We start from the raw sequence: 18,013 nt of genomic DNA on the forward strand, positions 1-18,013 counted from the left end.
ATCCGAAAACAGATCAACCCTTTTTTGAAGAAAACTTGAAATAAATGACTGTTCGAACAAAATTACAACTAAACGCTTAAAAAGACAACTAAACTCAAGCATATTTAGCTTCAAATGAGGTTATAAGTTATTTTTTAATGATAACGTGTTGATGTTGATGTTGAAATCGCTTGCAAATAGCATCCGATTTCTTGCTATAACTATTTTAGCTAGTAGAACACTAAGGGCATTTGGCAAAAAACATAGCATATAGGTAAGGCTTTCTTTACTTATGTATTTACTGTTTCAACCTATGACGTTAATCACAACCTTAAGTTATATAATTAGCTTATTTTTACCAATCATAGCTAAATAGCATATATAGGTCAGGGGTAACATGAAGAAAGTATTTAAATAAGCGAACTATTTTTCTGTTAGTAGCAAATAGACTGCCTTTATTGATATGGGGCTGTTGTTTATTATTGATAAAAAAATTGGGGAGGACTTGTCGCGACCCTATTACCGTGTGATAAATTTTAGGTATTAAAAAGCCGAGCATAAGCTCGGCTTTTTGGTGTCTCTTTAAAGACTTACTCTGCAGACTGTGCGTCTTCTTGAACTTCTTCGCTCGCCGCTGGGCGACCAACTAGTTCAATATAAGCCATTGGTGCATTATCACCAGCACGGAAGCCACACTTAAGAATACGAGTGTAACCACCTGGACGGTCTGTATTACGAGGACCGATTTCGCTGAACAATTTACCAACTACTTCATTATCACGCGTGCGGGCAAATGCTAAACGGCGATTTGCTACGCTGTCAGTCTTAGCCAGTGTGATTAAAGGTTCAATTACACGGCGTAACTCTTTCGCTTTAGGCAAAGTAGTTTTGATGATTTCATGTTTCACCAAAGAACCTGCCATATTGCTGAACATCGCTTTACGATGGCTACTGTTACGGTTTAATTGACGACCACTCTTACGATGGCGCATGACCCTATCCTTCTAACTAAACTAATATAGTGATTTAGATTATTCAGCTAGGCTTGCAGGCGGCCAATTTTCTAGGCGCATACCTAGAGAAAGACCACGTGAAGCTAGCACGTCTTTTATTTCAGTTAGAGACTTCTTACCTAAATTAGGCGTTTTAAGAAGCTCAACTTCAGTGCGCTGAACTAAATCACCGATATATTGAATTTGCTCGGCTTTCAAACAGTTTGCTGAACGTACTGTTAGTTCAAGATCATCAACTGGACGAAGTAGAATAGGATCGAATTCTGGCTTCTCTTCTTTCTCTTCTGGCTCAGTTACATCGCGTAAATCTACGAATGCATCTAGTTGCTCAGCTAAGATAGTAGACGCACGGCGGATCGCTTCTTCAGGATCTAAAGTGCCGTTTGTTTCCATATCAATGATTAACTTGTCTAAGTCTGTACGTTGCTCAACACGGGCTGATTCAACCGAGTACGCAATACGTTCAACTGGGCTGAATGATGCATCAAGCAGCAATCGACCAATTGGACGCTCATCGTCATCAGAGGATAAACGACTAGATGCCGGCACATAACCACGACCACGCTCAACACGAATACGCATGCTGATCTCGCTGTTATTTGTAGTTAAATTACAAATAACATGATCTGGGTTAGCAATTGTTACATCGCCATCGTGCTGAATATCTGCCGCAGTCACAGGGCCTACACCAGATTTAGTCAGGGTCAGAAAAACTTCATCTTTGCCTTCTAACGTTACCGCTAGACCTTTAAGGTTTAGTAGTATTTCAATGATGTCTTCTTGTACGCCTTCTTTCGCGCTGTACTCATGCAATACACCGTCGATTTCAACTTCAGTTACTGCACATCCAGGCATAGATGATAACAGTATACGGCGTAAGGCATTACCCAAAGTGTGACCAAAGCCACGCTCGAGTGGTTCTAAAACTACTTTAGAACGCGTTGGGTTTATAGCGTCGATATCGACTAACCTTGGTTTTAGAAATTCTGTAACAGAACCCTGCATTTTATCCTCTCTTAACTCTTAACTTTACTTAGAGTAAAGTTCGACGATTAGTTGTTCATTAATGTCCGCAGACAGATCTGAACGCTCAGGTAGGCGCTTGAAGCTACCTTCCAATTTCTTACCGTCAACTTCAACCCAAGTCGGCTTTTCACGTTGCTCAGCCAACTCTAGAGCAGCGATGATACGTGCTTGTGTCTTAGACTTCTCACGGATTACAACAGTATCTTCTGGAGTAATTACGTATGAAGGAATGTTCACAACACGACCATTAACTAGAATCGCTTTGTGGCTTACTAACTGACGTGCTTCAGCGCGTGTGCTAGCAAAACCCATGCGATATACAACATTGTCTAAACGTTGCTCTAAAAGCTGTAACAAGTTTTCACCTGTATTACCTTTAAGGCGAGCAGCTTCTTTGTAGTAGTTACGGAATTGCTTTTCTAATACACCGTAGATACGACGTACTTTTTGCTTTTCACGTAATTGTAAACCGTAATCAGATAAGCGTCCTTTACGAGCGCCGTGCTGACCAGGTGCAGTCTCAAGTTTACACTTAGAGTCGATAGCTCTTACGCCGCTCTTAAGGAACAGGTCAGTACCTTCACGACGACTCAGCTTGAGCTTAGGGCCCAAATATCTTGCCATGTTATTTCTCCTAACCTATTGTTAAACGCGACGTTTCTTCGGTGGACGACAACCATTGTGTGGTATTGGCGTCACGTCAGTAATGTTGGTGATACGGTAACCAGCAGCATTCAAAGCACGTACAGCAGATTCACGACCTGGACCTGGACCTTTGATGAAAACTTCTAGATTTTTTAAACCGTATTCTTGAGCAGCAGTACCTGCACGCTCTGCAGCAACCTGAGCAGCAAATGGAGTAGATTTACGTGAACCACGGAAACCTGAACCACCGGCAGTAGCCCATGATAGTGCATTACCTTGACGGTCGGTAATCGTTACAATAGTGTTGTTGAAAGACGCATGAACATGAGCCATACCATCAGCAACTTGCTTTTTAACCTTTTTACGACGAATTGGTGTCTTAGCCATTTTACTATCCCCTTATCGCTTAATAGGCTTACGAGGACCCTTACGGGTACGCGCGTTAGTCTTTGTTCTTTGACCACGAAGTGGTAAAGAGCGACGGTGACGTAGGCCACGGAAACAACCAAGGTCCATAAGGCGCTTGATATTCAAAGTAACTTCACGACGAAGGTCACCTTCTACAGTGTACTTGCCAACTGCTTCACGCAATACGTCAAGTGTTTCGTCTGAAAGTTCACCGATTTTTGTGGTCTCGGCGATACCAGTCGCTTCTAAGATAGCCTTAGAGCGAGTCTTACCTATGCCATAAATAGCTGTTAAACCAATAACTGCATGTTTATGATCAGGGACGTTAATGCCAGCGATACGGGCCACTAACACATCTCCTATATTTGAATTTGGTAATCATCTGTTTGAAAAGCCCGTAAGGATACTCAAACGAAGACCAAATCACAACTAAAAACACAGGCCGAGAAACCTCAGCCTGCACGACTGTTTACTTAGCCTTGCCTTTGCTTATGCTTAGGCTCACTGCAAATTACGCGTACTACACCAGCACGTTTAATAACTTTACAGTTACGGCATATTTTCTTAACGGAAGCACGTACTTTCATTGCTCAACTCCGTAAACTGACCTTATCGACCGTAGCCTTTAAGGTTCGCTTTTTTCAGCACAGAATCATACTGATGTGACATCAGATGCGTCTGTACTTGTGCCATAAAGTCCATGATTACTACAACGATAATCAAAATTGATGTACCGCCGAAATAGAATGGCGTTTGCCATGCCATAGTCATGAATTCGGGCACCAGACAGATAAAGGTTATATACAAAGCACCTGCCAATGTCAGGCGTGTCATCACTTTATCAATGTATTTAGATGTCTGCTCACCTGGACGAATACCTGGGATAAATGCGCCAGATTTTTTCAGGTTGTCTGCCGTTTCACGCGGGTTAAAAACCAACGCTGTGTAGAAAAAGCAGAAGAAGATGATAGCCGCAGCTAAAACCATTGCATACAAAGGCTGACCTGGAGTCAACGTTGTAGCAATTGCTTGTAGCACATCAGCAACCGGACCTTCACCCTGGCCGAACCAGCTTGCAATTGTACCAGGGAACAGAATTATACTGCTAGCGAAGATTGGTGGAATAACACCCGCCATATTTACTTTCAGAGGTAAATGCGTGCTTTGAGCAGCAAATACTTGACGACCTTGTTGACGTTTGGCGTAGTTAACAACGATACGTCGTTGTCCACGTTCAAAGAATACAACAAGATAAGTAACAGCGAATACTATAACCGCAACCATCAACAGTACAAAAACATTCAAATCACCTTGGCGCGCCATTTCGGCTGTCGAACCAATAGCAGACGGCAGGTTAGCTACAATACCAACAAATATTAGAACTGAGATACCGTTACCGATACCACGTTCTGTTATCTGTTCGCCCAACCACATAAGGAACATAGTACCGGTTACTAAACTCACCACTGCGGTGAAATAGAATCCCATACCTGGGTTAACAACTAACCCGTTCATCATGCCCGGTAAGCTTGTGGCAATACCGATTGATTGGATAGTAGCAAGCACAAGCGTGCCGTAGCGTGTGTACTGGCTTATCTTTTTACGCCCTTGCTCACCTTCTTTCTTAAGCTCTATAAACGGCGGATACATATGCGTTAATAGTTGCGTAATAATCGAAGCCGAGATATACGGCATGATACCCAGTGCTAACACTGAAGCTCGCTCAAGCGCACCACCGCTAAACATGTTGAACATCTCAACAATGGTGCCCTTTTGTTGCTCGAAGAAATCGGCAAGTACAGCGGCGTCAATCCCAGGGATCGGCACAAATGAACCTAGACGGTAAATTATGATAGCACCCAATACGAAGAGTAATCGGCGCTTCAATTCCGAAAGTCCACCTTGTGCACTTTGTGTATCTTGACCTGGTTTAGCCATTAGTACTTCCTTAGTCTTCTACCTTGCCTCCGGCAGCTTCGATAGCTTCGCGTGCACCTTTAGTAGCCTTAAGGCCTTTAACGGTAACAGCGCGTGAAACTTCGCCAGATTTAACAACTTTAACGAACTGAACGTTCTTTTTAACTAGACCAGCTGCTTGTAACGCGCTTAGGTCTACCACATCGCCTTCAACTTTAGCGATTTCGTATAGGTTAATTTCTGCAGATACTAATGATTTGCGAGAAGTGAAACCGAACTTAGGTAGACGACGTTGCATAGGCATTTGACCGCCTTCGAAACCAACGCGTACTTTACCGCCAGAACGTGATTTTTGACCTTTGTGACCACGGCCACCAGTCTTACCAAGACCAGAACCGATACCACGACCAACACGTTTTGGAGCAGTTTTTGAACCTGCAGCAGGTGAAAGTGTATTCAAATGCATCGAATTACCCCTCTACCTTAACCATGTAATAAACCTGGTTAATCATACCACGTACACATGCTGTGTCTTCTAACTCAACAGTGTGATTGATACGACGTAAACCAAGACCGCGTAATGTAGCTTTATGCTTCGGTAAACGACCGATAGAGCTTTTTACTTGTGTTACTTTTACAGTTTTATTAGCCATGGTTTACCCCAAAATCTCATCTACTCGAAGACCACGTTTTGCAGCGATCGACTGAGGAGAATTCATGTTCTCAAGAGCTGAGATCGTTGCACGTACAACGTTGATCGGGTTAGTAGAACCGTAACATTTAGAAAGTACGTTCTGCACACCAGTCACTTCAAGTACTGCACGCATAGCACCACCTGCAATGATACCAGTACCTTCAGATGCTGGTTTCATAAACACTTGTGAGCCAGCATGACGTCCTTTAACAGGATGCTGTAATGTGTTGCCATTTAGGTCTACGTTGATCATGTTACGACGTGCTTTTTCCATTGCTTTTTGAATAGCAGCTGGAACTTCACGTGCTTTACCATAACCGAAACCTACTTTACCTGCGCCATCACCAACTACAGTTAGTGCAGTAAAGCTAAAGATACGACCACCTTTAACTACTTTAGACACACGGTTCACCGCGATTAGCTTTTCAGCTAAATCAGGCTGTTGTTGCTTTGCTTCTACGTTAGCCATTGTCTACTCCTAGAATTGCAAACCGGCTTCACGCGCAGCATCAGCTAGCGCCTTCACACGGCCGTGATATTTAAAGCCACTGCGATCAAAAGCAATCTTTTCGATGCCTTTGTCAGCCGCACGTTCAGCAACCGCTTTACCAACTGCTTGTGCAGCTGCAACGTTGCCTGTGCCTTTAACTGTTTCGCTAATAGCTTTCTCAACAGTAGAAGCAGCAGCCAGTACATTACCCTCAGCGTTTACAACTTGAGCGTAAATGTGACGTGGCGTGCGGTGGATAACAAGACGCGTTGTGCCTTGTTCAATATAATTTCTACGAGTGCGTTTAGCACGACGTAGACGAGCTGTTTTTTTATCCATCGTCTTACCTTACTTCTTCTTAGCCTCTTTACGGCGTACATTCTCATCTGAATAACGAACACCTTTACCTTTATAAGGCTCAGGTTTACGGTATGCACGAATGTTAGCAGCTGTTTGACCAACTAACTGCTTATCTACGCCCTTAACTAGAACTTCTGTTTGGCTTGGAGTTTCAATCGTAATTCCTTCAGGAACTGCGAAATTAACTGGGTGCGAGAAACCAAGAGTTAAGTCTAAAACTTTGCCCTTAGCTGCAGCACGGTAACCAACACCTACTAACTGAAGTTTCTTCTCGTAACCTTCATGCGTACCAACAACCATGTTGTTGATTAGAGCGCGAGCAGTACCTGCTTGTGCCCATGCATTGGCTACGCCTTCACGAGGTAAAGTTGTAATAACGTTGTCGTTAACTTGTACTTCAACTGCATCGTTGATAGTACGAGTAAGTTCACCGTTTTTGCCTTTAACTGTGATTTCCTGGCCTTTTAATGTAACTTCTACACCGGCAGGAACGTTTATTGGTGCCTTTGCTATGCGAGACATAGTTCCCCTCCGATTAAGCTACAAAACCAATGATTTCACCACCAACGCCTGCACTACGTGCTGCGCGGTCTGTCATTAGGCCTTTAGAAGTTGATACGATAGCGATACCTAAACCACCCATTACCTTTGGTAATTCGTCACGTCTCTTATAGATACGTAGACCAGGGCGACTTACACGCTGGATATTTTCAATAACAGCTTTGCCTTCGAAGTACTTTAACTCGATAGAAAGCTCAGGTTTTACATCACCACTTACTGAGAAGTCTGCGATGTAACCTTCATTTTTTAATACATTAGCTACTGCTACTTTCAGTTTCGAATTAGGCATCGTTACAGATACTTTCTTCGCTGACTGACCGTTACGGATTCGTGTAAATAAATCCGCGATAGGATCTTGCAAGCTCATAGTCTTACTCCCATGATTCTATTACCAGCTAGCCTTTTTAAGGCCAGGAATTTCACCGCGCATAGCTGCTTCGCGAACTTTAATACGGCTCATGCCGAATTTGCGAAGGAAACCATGTGGGCGGCCCGTAATGTTACAACGATTACGTTGACGTGCAGGGCTAGAATCACGAGGTAAAGCTTGTAGCTTAAGTACCGCGTCCCAACGATCATCTTCAGATGTATTAACATCACTGATGATAGCTTTTAGTGCTGCACGCTTTTCAGCGTACTGAGCAACTAGTTTAGTGCGCTTTGCTTCGCGCGCTTTCATAGAATTCTTTGCCATAACCCTACCCTTATTTCTTGAATGGGAAGTTAAACGCTTCTAACAACGCACGGCCTTCCTCATCTGATTTCGCAGATGTAGTGATTGTGATATCCATACCGCGTACACGGTCTACTTTATCATAATCAATTTCTGGGAAGATGATTTGTTCACGTACGCCCATGCTGTAGTTACCGCGTCCATCAAAAGACTTAGCACTCACACCACGGAAGTCACGGATACGTGGGATAGCGATTGAAACCAAACGCTCAAAAAAGTCCCACATACGCTCGCCGCGTAGGGTTACTTTACAACCAATCGGGTAACCTTCACGCACTTTGAAGCCAGCAACAGATTTGCGTGCTTTAGTGATTAAAGGTTTCTGACCAGAGATAGCTTCTAGATCCGCAACAGCGTTATCTAAAATCTTCTTGTCAGCTAAGGCTTCGCCCACACCCATATTTAATGTGATCTTCTCGATCTGAGGGACTTGCATGACAGAGCTGAAACCAAACTTCTCTTGAAGTTCAGCAACTACTTTGTCTTTATATACTTCATGCAGTTTCGCCATCATTCTACTCCAACTATTAGATAGTTTTACCAGTAGATTTAAAGATACGTAATTTCTTACCATCTTCAATCTTGAAACCTACACGATCTGCTTTGCTCGTTTCCGAGTTGTAGATCGCAACGTTTGATACGTCGATAGACGCCTCTTTCTCAACAATACCGCCAGCTTGGTTCAACTGTGGAACCGGCTTTTGGTGTTTCTTGATTAAGTTAATGCCTTCGACAAATACTCGACCAGACTCGGTTACAACTGAAAGCACTTTGCCGCGCTTACCTTTGTCTTTACCTGCTAGTACGATTACTTCGTCATCACGACGGATTTTTGCTGCCATGATAGACTCCTTACAGTACTTCTGGGGCTAGTGAAACGATTTTCATGAACTTTTCATTACGAAGTTCGCGAGTCACAGGGCCGAAAATACGAGTACCAATAGGCTGCAAGTTATCATTTAAGATAACAGCCGCATTGCTGTCGAAACGGATCAATGAACCGTCTGGACGACGAACGCCTTTTTTGGTACGCACAACTACCGCGTTTTTAACATCACCTTTCTTCACTTTACCGCGAGGAATCGCTTCTTTTACAGAAACTTTAATGATATCGCCAATCGCTGCATAGCGACGGTGTGAACCACCAAGGACTTTTATACACTGCACTTTGCGAGCGCCGCTGTTATCAGCAACTTCCAGCTGAGTTTGCATTTGGATCATGTTAATGACCTCCGGTGTAGTAATTACAACTTGTCTTAAATTTGTTTAAAATCAAGACATTTCGATTGAATTCCACTCAAAAAACATACTAGATGTCTCTTAAGGGCGGGCAATTGTATCAGCATTGAGGGGGGAGTGGTAGGTTATTTTTTAATTAATTTAATAGGGATGCTAAATTAAAACGAGGTTTTCTATGCTATTTATCTAATTTACAGGTGGTTATAAAACAAACAAGGCATCTTGTTGATGCCTTGTTTTATATCAGTAATTAAAATTAGCCAAACAAACCTTTTAATTTGTCTTTAATTTTATCTTTAGCTTTGTCTTTTGCATCATCAAGCTTTTGCTTAGCTTCATCTTTTAAAGCATTGCTTACATCAAGCTTTATATTCACGTCATGAAACGGGCCTTTTATGCGTAAAGGAACTTTAAAGCCAGTACTGTCATCGGTTGTACCTTGACCTTCAATAGAGTCCACGACGCCTGTTACTAGTCGATAGTTAACGAGCGTTTGCGGTAAATCAACGTCTCCTTCACCTGAAATGCGTATTAAAGGGCTGATCAACGATAAATCAGTATTTTTGCCTACGCCATTGGTAAAGTTAAAACTACCAGAAAGTGCAGAGAAATCGGTTTTCTCAGATTCTTCAAATCCTGTATCTAATCCCTCAGACACGGCATTAAAGTTGCCTTTAACTAGCTCTTTACCCTTACGCACCATTTCCGCTACGTTTGCTCCCTTAACGGCACCATCCGCGAACTTGAACCCTAGCTTACCATTAAGCGCGTTAATAAACGTTTTTTGGCTTTGCCCTGCTGTGGTTAGATTCCAACTTAAAGAGCCCTTGCCCATTAGCTTATCAAAGCCTGCAGCATCAGTAAGTAAGGGCTGTGCCTCTATTTTATCTAAATCGAAGTTGGTTGCTATTTTATAAGGGGTATTTTGGGCATTGATAGTAACCACCCCTTTACCTGTTCCTTCATAAGCGACAAAGCTATCTAAGCTTAATTTAGCAATGCTATTTTTAAGTGCCATAGTAAACTGATTAGCGCCTAGTTTAATGTCGTTAGCTTTTAAACCACTTGAACGAACAATCACATTTGCATCTAATGCACTTAAGCCACTTAAATCAATTTTAGTATCATCCCACACTATTGGCTCTGCAGGCTTAGACTCGTCTTTTACTGGGGCTTCTTTTTTAGCTACGGTTTCTGGTAAGTAAGGATTTAAATCAAGCATCCCTAGGTCAATATCAGCATTAACCGCTAAACGGCTGCCTAGATTCACCTTACTTTTACCTTTAATCTCGAGAGCATCGAGCGTTGCAACTAATTCTGTTAGGTTAAACTCCTCACTGAGCAAGTGCATTTGGGTATTGATACTAAAGGCATTAAACGCATTGTCTTTAGCGTTTAAGTCAACCCCTTGCCAGTTAGCAATATTTTTAACTGAATCACCGTTAAGTGCTAATAACCCTTTAATATCTTGGCCTTGTTTGGCTATGCTGCCATCAAACGTTAAATCGACTAAACGTGAGTTAAGCGTTTGCTTTACATTAAATGGGGCACCTTCAATCGCTTTTGCTGGAGTATCAAGTTTTACATCAAGCTCAAATCGCTCTTGCATATAAGTAATAGCCCCTTTGACTTCGAGCTGTTTGCGCAGTGAAGGCAGTAATATAGCCAGTTCTAAATCGCTAATTTGTTGTTTAGCACCCGTTTGACCATCTAAATATGTAAACGACCCGCCATAAATAGCGACTTCACCTAATTGAATATCAAAGTTTTCAGGTAGTTTGACTGCCTCACCCGATTGAGTTTGCTGCTCAGGTTGCTTGGCCACTGCATCAAATAACTGCCAGTTAGCTTTACCGCTTTTATCGGTTTCTAGCAAAATATCAGGCTCATTAATGACAAACTTTTCTAGCTTTAACTCGCCACCGAGTAATGAAAGCCAAGGAATATGAACGGCAAGTTGCTGCATACTTGCCATATCAGCGCGAGAGCCGCTAGGCATATTGGCAAAATGCACATCATTAAGCTCTAATTTTAATGCAGGGAATACACTGAGGGTTTTATCGCCCTTTATGGTTAATGTGCGCCCGGTTGTTTTTTCAACCTGCTCAGACACTTTATTAAAAATGGTATCAGTAGGAATTAAAAAAGGTGCAGCAACAATTAACGCTATGCATAGCAATAATATGACACCAATAACTTTAAATAAGGTCTTCATGATCATCCTTTCAAACGTGCAAATAATGTTCTTATCATAGCGGGAGTTAACACTAAAAGCATTGTTAAATAAATAAAAAACATATCAATTAGGGCATCCCTTTTTAAAATCAGGTTTTCAAAACTCATTTTAATAAATTTAAAGATTCATGCCCCTGATTACATTGCTGCAATTGTTCGGTATGATCCCCGGCCCTGTTGTATTTAGCCTAAATAAGCTAAAATGTAGCGACTAAAAAATATATCTAACCGGAGAGTCTACAAGGCATGAAGAAACTGCTAATTTCACCGTCAAAAATGGCATTAGGCGAACAAGAAAGTCAAATTTATCAAAACATTCTGAAGCAATCTTCAGAGCTAAGCCTAAACCTGATGGCCGTGAAAGTGGAAAACCATCCAGAAGATTTTTTAGGTTGGTGTTACGAGCTATTAAGTGCAAGCCGCGACCGCATTAATTACGACTTACTCGAAACCTCACAATTACCATTATTAAAAAAACTGCACGACCAACTTATTTCAGCGATTAGCTTTTTACAGTTAAAAACATTACGGGTAGCACCTTGGCCGGTAGTGAGTATGTTTGTAGAACAACATAAAGAACTGGTGGCACTTGATGAGCAATTACGTTTAACTGCTTATATCTCAGGCCTGCGTGAAAAGCCGTTAAAAGATATGATCCCTGAAGACTTACTCGCTTTTAGCGGTAAGCATATGGCATCACTCGATCCGAGTACTTATAACTTTGATGTAGAATGGTTTGCCTCTACCAAAAGCGCCAAAGGTTTTCACCTGATGCTGGCTGATTTGCCAGGTGCATTCGACGATGCACTCAGCAACATTCCACTTGAGGGTGATGTAGCGCTAGGTAATTACCAACAATTTGTAATTGCTTATTTGAGTGCATTTAATGGTAGTGATGAAAAACCAACTCTGGCGCCTGCCACCCGTTTATTAGCAATGCGCCGCCCTGATGTATTTACACCGATTAGTAACAGTCGCTTAGATGCACTTTGCTCCGCACTTGGTATCACCAAATTAAATAACCGTGACTTTGAGCGTTACTGGCAAGATGTAGTACAAAGCATTCACGCTATGTCATGGTTTAAAATGGCCAATGCAGGTAATGAACTAGAAACTCAGTTAGTGGATATAAAAGCGCTAATACCTTGCTTTTTTTATTATGCAGATACGAATACTGCAGATAACTCTAACTACATTAAGCTACTAAATAAACCTACACGTAGCACTTCGAGCAGCAGTAAAGCGCCACGCCGAGGTAAAGAATCTGCTGAGATTTTAGTGGATCGCGCTCTTGCTGCTGATGATATCCCAGAACATATTCGTGCTAAACGTGACTCTATTATTAGCGAAGTACAAAAAGGCCGTAGTGTAAACGAAACAATTACACTTATGCGTACCATTTTTGGTTAAAACGTATATCAAACGCAATTAGCTTTAATAAACTAGCTTAACGTTAGGGTCTGTAGACCTTTCAAGGTTAAATTTTCAAAGGTCAATAGATCCTAATATAGATAGCCTGGTAGCGCTCTAATGGTGCAGCCAGGCTTTTTTTTGCACCAGCAGTGTGTTCTTTCCTTACATACTTTTCACTAAGCGTCTTTGCGCATAACTTCAACACCTTGTTTTATAATATAAAATTTATTTTTTATTAAATAAATGGAAGCTGGCACATACAGTGCAATTCCCCCTGCAGTAACGTAATAATACGCCGCCGTTCAAAAGGTTGTAGTCGTTTATAATAAAAAACCTTGGCGTGCAAAATCATACAATGGGAAATGAAACATGCTAAAACTACAAAAAACAATACTCATCGGTGCATTGGCATTAACAGGAATGACATCAACTACTGCATTTGCCGAAGTAACAGCCAATGCAGCCGCTACTTCTAACTACTTATGGCGCGGACAAGAGCAAACTGGGGGCGATGCAGCTGTATCTGGCGGTATTGATTACGCTAATGAATCTGGATTTTATGCAGGTACGTGGGCGTCAAATGCGTCTTGGGCCGATGAAATGACCTACGAACTAGACTTATACGCCGGTTTTGGCGGCGCTATTAATGAAAACGTAAGTTATGACGTAGGTTATATTTATTACGCTTACCCAGATGCGGCATCAGGTGCCGATGCAGATTTTTCAGAAGTTTACGGTAGCATTAGTGTGCAAGGTTTTACATTTGGTGCAGCCGTACTTGCAACATCTGCTGCCAGTGGTGATGGTACTGATTTTGGTGATTCACTGTATTTAAACGCCGATTACAGCTTCGCTGTTGGTAGCAATGGCACTGAAATGGCGCTACACATAGGGCATTACTCAGGCGATTTCATCGGTGATGACAATATTATTGATTATGGTGTATCAGTGTCTAAAGATGGTTTTACCTTTGGCCTATCTGATAACGACATGGACGGCTCAGATGTTAAAGCTTATGTAGCCTACGCTGTCGACTTTAGCCTATAAAAAGAATGTGTTACTTGCTGCAACACTAAGGGCCGAAAGGCCCTTTCTCGTTTTAAATAACTTAACTAGATCTAATCACGCCACACCTTGTTAACAAACCGTTACAATTAATAAATCAACTTACCTCGCTTTTACCTTAGTATATGACTGATAACTATATAGTTCACTATTGAGAAAATCATAAAGGAATAATCATGAAGTCATCTAACGCGCTATCTGCTTGTATCGACATTTTTATCAGCCCAAGCAAGGCTTTTAATGGGCTAAAAGAAGCTAAAGGCTGGTCTTGGCTTGCTTTTGCACTTCTCGCTCTAACCCTTGCAGCCTCTGCTTATACATTTTATACCACTGCAGACTCACAATTTATTTTAGACCAGCAGGTTGCTGCAGCGAGTGTGGATGCCACAATCGGCGAGAAAAAAATGATCCGTCAAAGTATGGAGCAAAGCCTCGATAACCAAGTGTGGTTTGCAATTGGCGGGGGTATTTTCGGCCTTCTTTTTATAAATGCACTCCTATCTGGGTATTACATGTTGATATCTAAGCAAGACCCTGATGCTAATTATAGCTATGGTGCGTGGTATGGTTTTGGTGTTTGGAGCATGATGCCCATGGTTATTTCAAGTTTAGGTGTTGTTGCGCTAGTTCTTACAGCCAGTAACAATGAATTACCTATTAGTTTATTCAATTACGCGTCTATAAATCAGTTATTTCTGGGATTAGAGCTTGGAGATAGCTTCTATAATATGATGGAGAGTTTAAGTATTTTTAGTCTTTGGAGCATAGCTTTGGTTGCTATTGGGTTAAAGTGTTGGACTAATTTCAGCTTTAATAAAGCACTTCTTTTTGCTGCGCTACCGACCATTATCATTTACAGCATCTGGACAATTATTATTGTTGCTTAAAGGAATGTAGGCAAACTTTTCTGCCTACTCATAAATACGGAAATAAAAATGAAAAAAGCGATTATCATTACCCTTGCAATTGCAGCTTTTATTGCTCTTATCGTATCAAAGCAAATTACTGGCGATGAAAAAGCACCAGAGGTAAATGTTGCACAGGTTGAGCAAGGTAGTATTGCAGACTCCATTATGGCCTCTGGCAATTTAGTCTTTAATACTCAAGTGCAGTTACGTTCAGAGGTAACCGGACGAGTCGACAAGGTGTTTGTTGAAGAAGGGCAAAGTGTAAAACAAGGCGACATTTTAATGCGCTTAGATACCACTGCTTTTGAGTCAGAAGTAACACGTAATAAAGCGGTATTGCGAGCTAGCGAAATAGAAATTAAACACAGTAAAACACGCCTTTTGAACTTTGAACGTCAGCTTAAACGTCAAAAAGAGCTTTATGACGTAGGCCTAGCAGGGCAAGAAGTATACGAGAACTTACAAAATGCACGCGACCTTGCCAAAATAGATATTGAAGCCAGAGTAGAGTCTTATAATCAAGCCAAAGCCTCTCTTTCAATCGCTGAAGATAGACTTAGCAAAAGTGTATTTCGTGCTCCAATGAGTGGTTTGCTCGCCTCAGTAAATATTAAAGAAGGCGAAACCGTTATTGCCGGCACCACTAATATTATTGGCTCAGATTTAATGCTGGTTGCCGACCCAAGCGCTATTTTAGCTGAGCTCAGAGTTGATGAAACTGATATTGCTGGCATTAAATTGGACCAGCATGCAGATATTTATGCTGCTGCGTACCCCAATCAACCCTTCACTGGCAAGGTCATTAACATTGGAACCTCAGCAAAAAACCAAGCAGGTTCACAAGGTTTATCATTTCGAGTGAAAGTGTTACTTGATAATACCGATAGGCAACTATATGCAGGTATGAGCTGCCGTGCAGAAATCGCAACAAGCCTTGCTGTGAATGGCTTAAAGCTCCCTATCGAAGCCGTACAAAAAGAAGATGACAAAACGTTTGTATGGCGTTTAAACGACGATAACACTGTAAGCAAAGCCTATGTAGAAGTGGGTATTTCTTCAGATATAGAGCAAGCAATTACCCAAGGTTTAAATAAAGGGGAGCGAATTGTTATTGGCCCTGCACGTCCTATCAGTAAACTAAAAGAAAATGATACGGTAAAAGTTAAGCAAACAACTGCCAAGGATGCGCAATAATGTCGGCGGTAATCAAGCTTGAGCATATTAACAAGCAATACAAAATGGGTGAGCAAATATTTAAGGCCCTAGATGATGTAAACGTGGTCATTAATGAAAACGAGTATGTCGCTATAATCGGTCCTTCAGGTTCAGGTAAGTCAACTTTAATGAACTTATTGGGTTGCTTAGATACTCCAACTACTGGGGATTACTTTTTAAAAGATAAACTTGTAAAAAGTATGACAGAAACCGAGCTCGCTCATCAGCGTAACGAAAGTGTTGGCTTTATTTTTCAGAGCTTTAACTTACTTCCGCGTGCGTCGGCACTTGAAAATGTGATGCAGCCTTTGGTTTATAGGTTTATACCCGCAAAACAACGTAAACAAAAAGCCCTCGATGCACTCAAACGTGTAGGACTCGGTGATAAAGTGGATCATCTATCAAGCCAGTTGTCTGGTGGGCAACGCCAGCGTGTTGCCATTGCACGAGCGCTAGTGACTAAACCGCATATTTTACTCGGTGACGAACCAACCGGGAATCTAGACAGCAAAACTACCACTGAAATTATGGCGCTATTTGATGAGCTACATAATGAAGGCCACACCATTATTTTGGTAACTCACGAACAAGATATTGCAGATCATTGCCAGCGAGTTATTCGCTTAGTTGATGGCAAGGTAGTGAGCGATGTGCGTAAAGGTGAAGGAGACAAACAGCATGTTTAAATCTGCTATTGCAATTATGGAAGGAACAAAAGCAGCACTAATGGCCATTAAAGCCAATGCCATGCGAAGCGCACTCACTTGTTTAGGGATTATAATTGGGGTTGCCGCGGTTATTACAGTGGTAGCCGTTATGCAAGGCTTTACTAAGCAAATTAACGATCAACTCGCAGATATGGCACCTGATGTAACCACAATTAAACCCTTTACCAGCATTGAACAAGAAATGGTGGGCAAAAATGCTAAACTCACTTACAACGATTTTTTAGTCTTAAAAGCCCGAGTAAAAGAGGCTGAAACACTCACTGCACTGATGTTTACTTGGCGTTTTTCTGGTGGCGCTGAATATGGAAATAAAAGCCACTCATCACGAGTAATGGGTACAGAGCAAGATTACCAAAAAGCGTATAGAACCTTTCCAGAACTTGGGCGCTTTATTCGCGCAGAGGATGATGAAAAGCGCCGTCGAGTCGCTTTTATTGGTCCATCCATTATTGAAAAGCTAAACCTGCCAAAAAACCCTGTAGGCGAATATATTAAACTTGGCGGCGAGTGGTTTAGAATTATTGGCGTGGCTGAAAAACAAGGTAGTTTATTGGGGTTCGATCAAGACGATTATATTAATATTCCCATCAGTACCATGAGCGCATTAGAGGGTCCAAGTAGCAGCAGCAATGTACAAATTATGTTTAGACTCAAAGAAGACAGTGATGAAGAATTGGTACTTGCTAAAATCACTCGCATTTTACGCCAATTACATAAACTAAAAGACAATCAAGAAAACGACTTTGAATTTGAAACAGCTGAAAAAGCACGCGCTAACGTTGATAAATTTACAGGTAGCGCTACAGCAATTACCGCAGGGATTGTAGGTATCAGTCTTGTTGTTGGCGGTATTGGTGTAATGAACATTATGCTTGTATCTGTCACCGAACGCACCCGTGTGATAGGCACATTAAAAGCACTGGGGGCGACTCCTGGTTTTATCATGCTGCAATTTTTAGTTGAAGCCGTGGTGCTGTCATTATTTGGAGGCTTAATTGGCTTAGTCATTGGCTATGGTGCTGCCGAGCTCATTTCGCTCTCTGTACCAAGCATGCCCGACGCTTATATACCAGGCTGGGCTATTATGCTGTCGTTTGGTTTTACCTCTTTAATCGGTATTGTATTTGGTTTAGCTCCCGCAATAAAAGCAGCTAGGCTTAATCCCATTGATGCCTTACGTTATGAATAAACACTCAAAATAGCGACCTGTTTGCTTAAAATAGTATCCTAAAATAGCTGACTTTTACTGTTTTAGGATACCTAATAGGCTCTTATCTATTGGCTAAGCCTTGTAATATGATATAAATATTTTATGCGTAGCGCGGGTTTTATAAACCTTAGCAGATAAAGCCTTTGCTGCTATTTTAAACCACACACTCTAAAA

The 18,013-nt window shown here is 41.7% G+C and carries 24 protein-coding genes; 6 read left to right on the forward strand and 18 right to left on the reverse strand.

Annotation, left to right across the window (positions count from 1 at the left end):
- Positions 1-569 precede the first annotated feature (569 nt).
- The 18 genes from rplQ to QL984_RS09280 form a co-directional block, all read right to left on the reverse strand.
- Entirely contained in the window at positions 570-971 is a 402-nt protein-coding gene (gene rplQ / locus QL984_RS09195; protein ID WP_013466072.1) for a 50S ribosomal protein L17, read from the reverse strand.
- 39 nt (positions 972-1,010) lie between these two features.
- Positions 1,011-1,997 carry a DNA-directed RNA polymerase subunit alpha gene (rpoA, locus tag QL984_RS09200; protein WP_008115371.1) on the reverse strand — a complete coding sequence of 329 codons (987 nt, stop codon included), beginning with the start codon at positions 1,995-1,997 and terminating at the stop codon, positions 1,011-1,013.
- A gap of 24 nt (positions 1,998-2,021) precedes the next feature.
- Entirely contained in the window at positions 2,022-2,642 is a 621-nt protein-coding gene (rpsD, locus tag QL984_RS09205) for a 30S ribosomal protein S4 (protein ID WP_002959461.1), read from the reverse strand.
- A 21-nt stretch (positions 2,643-2,663) separates the two neighbouring features.
- Positions 2,664-3,050 carry a 30S ribosomal protein S11 gene (gene rpsK / locus QL984_RS09210; RefSeq protein ID WP_002959471.1) on the reverse strand — a complete coding sequence of 129 codons (387 nt, stop codon included), beginning with the start codon at positions 3,048-3,050 and terminating at the stop codon, positions 2,664-2,666.
- 12 nt (positions 3,051-3,062) lie between these two features.
- Entirely contained in the window at positions 3,063-3,419 is a 357-nt protein-coding gene (rpsM, locus tag QL984_RS09215) for a 30S ribosomal protein S13 (protein ID WP_008115377.1), read from the reverse strand.
- Between the two features lie 125 nt (positions 3,420-3,544).
- Positions 3,545-3,658 (reverse strand): 50S ribosomal protein L36, encoded by a 114-nt coding sequence (gene rpmJ / locus QL984_RS09220; RefSeq protein WP_002959476.1) that lies wholly within the window; start codon positions 3,656-3,658, stop codon positions 3,545-3,547.
- Between the two features lie 22 nt (positions 3,659-3,680).
- Positions 3,681-5,009, reverse strand: coding sequence for a preprotein translocase subunit SecY (secY, locus tag QL984_RS09225; RefSeq protein WP_008115380.1), 1,329 nt, complete (start codon positions 5,007-5,009; stop codon positions 3,681-3,683).
- A gap of 10 nt (positions 5,010-5,019) precedes the next feature.
- Positions 5,020-5,454: a 50S ribosomal protein L15 gene (rplO, locus tag QL984_RS09230; protein ID WP_013466073.1), complete on the reverse strand. Its 435-nt coding sequence runs from the start codon at positions 5,452-5,454 to the stop codon at positions 5,020-5,022.
- 4 nt (positions 5,455-5,458) lie between these two features.
- Positions 5,459-5,641 (reverse strand): 50S ribosomal protein L30, encoded by a 183-nt coding sequence (gene rpmD, locus QL984_RS09235; RefSeq protein WP_008115384.1) that lies wholly within the window; start codon positions 5,639-5,641, stop codon positions 5,459-5,461.
- A 3-nt stretch (positions 5,642-5,644) separates the two neighbouring features.
- Positions 5,645-6,151 carry a 30S ribosomal protein S5 gene (gene rpsE / locus QL984_RS09240; protein ID WP_008115387.1) on the reverse strand — a complete coding sequence of 169 codons (507 nt, stop codon included), beginning with the start codon at positions 6,149-6,151 and terminating at the stop codon, positions 5,645-5,647.
- 9 nt (positions 6,152-6,160) lie between these two features.
- Positions 6,161-6,511, reverse strand: coding sequence for a 50S ribosomal protein L18 (gene rplR, locus QL984_RS09245; protein WP_008115388.1), 351 nt, complete (start codon positions 6,509-6,511; stop codon positions 6,161-6,163).
- A gap of 9 nt (positions 6,512-6,520) precedes the next feature.
- Positions 6,521-7,054, reverse strand: a complete 534-nt coding sequence (gene rplF / locus QL984_RS09250) for a 50S ribosomal protein L6 (RefSeq protein ID WP_006794247.1) — start codon at positions 7,052-7,054, stop codon at positions 6,521-6,523.
- A gap of 13 nt (positions 7,055-7,067) precedes the next feature.
- Positions 7,068-7,460 (reverse strand): 30S ribosomal protein S8, encoded by a 393-nt coding sequence (gene rpsH, locus QL984_RS09255; protein WP_016899320.1) that lies wholly within the window; start codon positions 7,458-7,460, stop codon positions 7,068-7,070.
- Between the two features lie 21 nt (positions 7,461-7,481).
- Positions 7,482-7,787 (reverse strand): 30S ribosomal protein S14, encoded by a 306-nt coding sequence (gene rpsN, locus QL984_RS09260; RefSeq protein WP_006794245.1) that lies wholly within the window; start codon positions 7,785-7,787, stop codon positions 7,482-7,484.
- 10 nt (positions 7,788-7,797) lie between these two features.
- Positions 7,798-8,337: a 50S ribosomal protein L5 gene (gene rplE / locus QL984_RS09265; RefSeq protein ID WP_010392500.1), complete on the reverse strand. Its 540-nt coding sequence runs from the start codon at positions 8,335-8,337 to the stop codon at positions 7,798-7,800.
- Positions 8,338-8,353: 16 nt separating this feature from the next.
- Positions 8,354-8,668 carry a 50S ribosomal protein L24 gene (gene rplX / locus QL984_RS09270; RefSeq protein ID WP_004589210.1) on the reverse strand — a complete coding sequence of 105 codons (315 nt, stop codon included), beginning with the start codon at positions 8,666-8,668 and terminating at the stop codon, positions 8,354-8,356.
- A gap of 10 nt (positions 8,669-8,678) precedes the next feature.
- Positions 8,679-9,047: a 50S ribosomal protein L14 gene (rplN, locus tag QL984_RS09275; protein WP_008115397.1), complete on the reverse strand. Its 369-nt coding sequence runs from the start codon at positions 9,045-9,047 to the stop codon at positions 8,679-8,681.
- Between the two features lie 274 nt (positions 9,048-9,321).
- Entirely contained in the window at positions 9,322-11,280 is a 1,959-nt protein-coding gene (locus tag QL984_RS09280) for an AsmA family protein (RefSeq protein WP_036957100.1), read from the reverse strand.
- 266 nt (positions 11,281-11,546) lie between these two features.
- Between QL984_RS09280 and QL984_RS09285 the strand changes: the two genes are divergently transcribed.
- The 6 genes from QL984_RS09285 (at position 11,547) to QL984_RS09310 (ending at position 17,818) form a co-directional block, all read left to right on the forward strand.
- Positions 11,547-12,710, forward strand: coding sequence for a hypothetical protein (locus QL984_RS09285; RefSeq protein ID WP_033102756.1), 1,164 nt, complete (start codon positions 11,547-11,549; stop codon positions 12,708-12,710).
- Between the two features lie 372 nt (positions 12,711-13,082).
- On the forward strand, positions 13,083-13,760 hold the full coding sequence (locus tag QL984_RS09290) for a TorF family putative porin (RefSeq protein WP_016899323.1): 678 nt from the start codon (positions 13,083-13,085) through the stop codon (positions 13,758-13,760).
- 194 nt (positions 13,761-13,954) lie between these two features.
- Positions 13,955-14,665, forward strand: a complete 711-nt coding sequence (locus tag QL984_RS09295) for a YIP1 family protein (RefSeq protein WP_013466079.1) — start codon at positions 13,955-13,957, stop codon at positions 14,663-14,665.
- A 48-nt stretch (positions 14,666-14,713) separates the two neighbouring features.
- Entirely contained in the window at positions 14,714-15,880 is a 1,167-nt protein-coding gene (locus tag QL984_RS09300; protein WP_033102757.1) for an efflux RND transporter periplasmic adaptor subunit, read from the forward strand.
- The gene (locus tag QL984_RS09305; protein ID WP_033102758.1) at positions 15,880-16,587 is read left to right on the forward strand and encodes an ABC transporter ATP-binding protein; all 708 of its coding nucleotides are present in this window, start codon (positions 15,880-15,882) and stop codon (positions 16,585-16,587) included. Before QL984_RS09300 ends, QL984_RS09305 begins: the two co-directional genes overlap by 1 nt.
- Entirely contained in the window at positions 16,580-17,818 is a 1,239-nt protein-coding gene (locus QL984_RS09310; RefSeq protein WP_013466081.1) for an ABC transporter permease, read from the forward strand. Before QL984_RS09305 ends, QL984_RS09310 begins: the two co-directional genes overlap by 8 nt.
- Positions 17,819-18,013: the final 195 nt, after the last annotated feature.

This window comes from Pseudoalteromonas sp. APC 3495, from assembly GCF_030407645.1.
In the GTDB taxonomy this organism is placed as follows: domain Bacteria; phylum Pseudomonadota; class Gammaproteobacteria; order Enterobacterales; family Alteromonadaceae; genus Pseudoalteromonas; species Pseudoalteromonas tetraodonis.

Excerpts from the sequence above, each read along its gene's own strand:
- rpsK (WP_002959471.1), bottom strand. The coding sequence starts at position 3,050 with ATGGCTAAGACACCAATTCGTCGTAAAAAGGTTAAAAAGCAAGTTGCT.
- rpsN (WP_006794245.1), bottom strand. The coding sequence starts at position 7,787 with ATGGCAAAGAATTCTATGAAAGCGCGCGAAGCAAAGCGCACTAAACTA.
- rpmD (WP_008115384.1), bottom strand. The coding sequence starts at position 5,641 with ATGGCTAATAAAACTGTAAAAGTAACACAAGTAAAAAGCTCTATCGGT.
- rplR (WP_008115388.1), bottom strand. The coding sequence starts at position 6,511 with ATGGATAAAAAAACAGCTCGTCTACGTCGTGCTAAACGCACTCGTAGA.
- QL984_RS09280 (WP_036957100.1), bottom strand. The coding sequence starts at position 11,280 with ATGAAGACCTTATTTAAAGTTATTGGTGTCATATTATTGCTATGCATA.
- rplN (WP_008115397.1), bottom strand. The coding sequence starts at position 9,047 with ATGATCCAAATGCAAACTCAGCTGGAAGTTGCTGATAACAGCGGCGCT.
- QL984_RS09295 (WP_013466079.1), top strand. The coding sequence starts at position 13,955 with ATGAAGTCATCTAACGCGCTATCTGCTTGTATCGACATTTTTATCAGC.
- rplQ (WP_013466072.1), bottom strand. The coding sequence starts at position 971 with ATGCGCCATCGTAAGAGTGGTCGTCAATTAAACCGTAACAGTAGCCAT.
- secY (WP_008115380.1), bottom strand. The coding sequence starts at position 5,009 with ATGGCTAAACCAGGTCAAGATACACAAAGTGCACAAGGTGGACTTTCG.
- QL984_RS09310 (WP_013466081.1), top strand. The coding sequence starts at position 16,580 with ATGTTTAAATCTGCTATTGCAATTATGGAAGGAACAAAAGCAGCACTA.
- rplF (WP_006794247.1), bottom strand. The coding sequence starts at position 7,054 with ATGTCTCGCATAGCAAAGGCACCAATAAACGTTCCTGCCGGTGTAGAA.
- QL984_RS09290 (WP_016899323.1), top strand. The coding sequence starts at position 13,083 with ATGCTAAAACTACAAAAAACAATACTCATCGGTGCATTGGCATTAACA.
- rplE (WP_010392500.1), bottom strand. The coding sequence starts at position 8,337 with ATGGCGAAACTGCATGAAGTATATAAAGACAAAGTAGTTGCTGAACTT.
- rpsE (WP_008115387.1), bottom strand. The coding sequence starts at position 6,151 with ATGGCTAACGTAGAAGCAAAGCAACAACAGCCTGATTTAGCTGAAAAG.
- rpmJ (WP_002959476.1), bottom strand. The coding sequence starts at position 3,658 with ATGAAAGTACGTGCTTCCGTTAAGAAAATATGCCGTAACTGTAAAGTT.
- QL984_RS09285 (WP_033102756.1), top strand. The coding sequence starts at position 11,547 with ATGAAGAAACTGCTAATTTCACCGTCAAAAATGGCATTAGGCGAACAA.
- rpsH (WP_016899320.1), bottom strand. The coding sequence starts at position 7,460 with ATGAGCTTGCAAGATCCTATCGCGGATTTATTTACACGAATCCGTAAC.
- rpsD (WP_002959461.1), bottom strand. The coding sequence starts at position 2,642 with ATGGCAAGATATTTGGGCCCTAAGCTCAAGCTGAGTCGTCGTGAAGGT.
- QL984_RS09305 (WP_033102758.1), top strand. The coding sequence starts at position 15,880 with ATGTCGGCGGTAATCAAGCTTGAGCATATTAACAAGCAATACAAAATG.
- rplX (WP_004589210.1), bottom strand. The coding sequence starts at position 8,668 with ATGGCAGCAAAAATCCGTCGTGATGACGAAGTAATCGTACTAGCAGGT.
- QL984_RS09300 (WP_033102757.1), top strand. The coding sequence starts at position 14,714 with ATGAAAAAAGCGATTATCATTACCCTTGCAATTGCAGCTTTTATTGCT.
- rplO (WP_013466073.1), bottom strand. The coding sequence starts at position 5,454 with ATGCATTTGAATACACTTTCACCTGCTGCAGGTTCAAAAACTGCTCCA.
- rpoA (WP_008115371.1), bottom strand. The coding sequence starts at position 1,997 with ATGCAGGGTTCTGTTACAGAATTTCTAAAACCAAGGTTAGTCGATATC.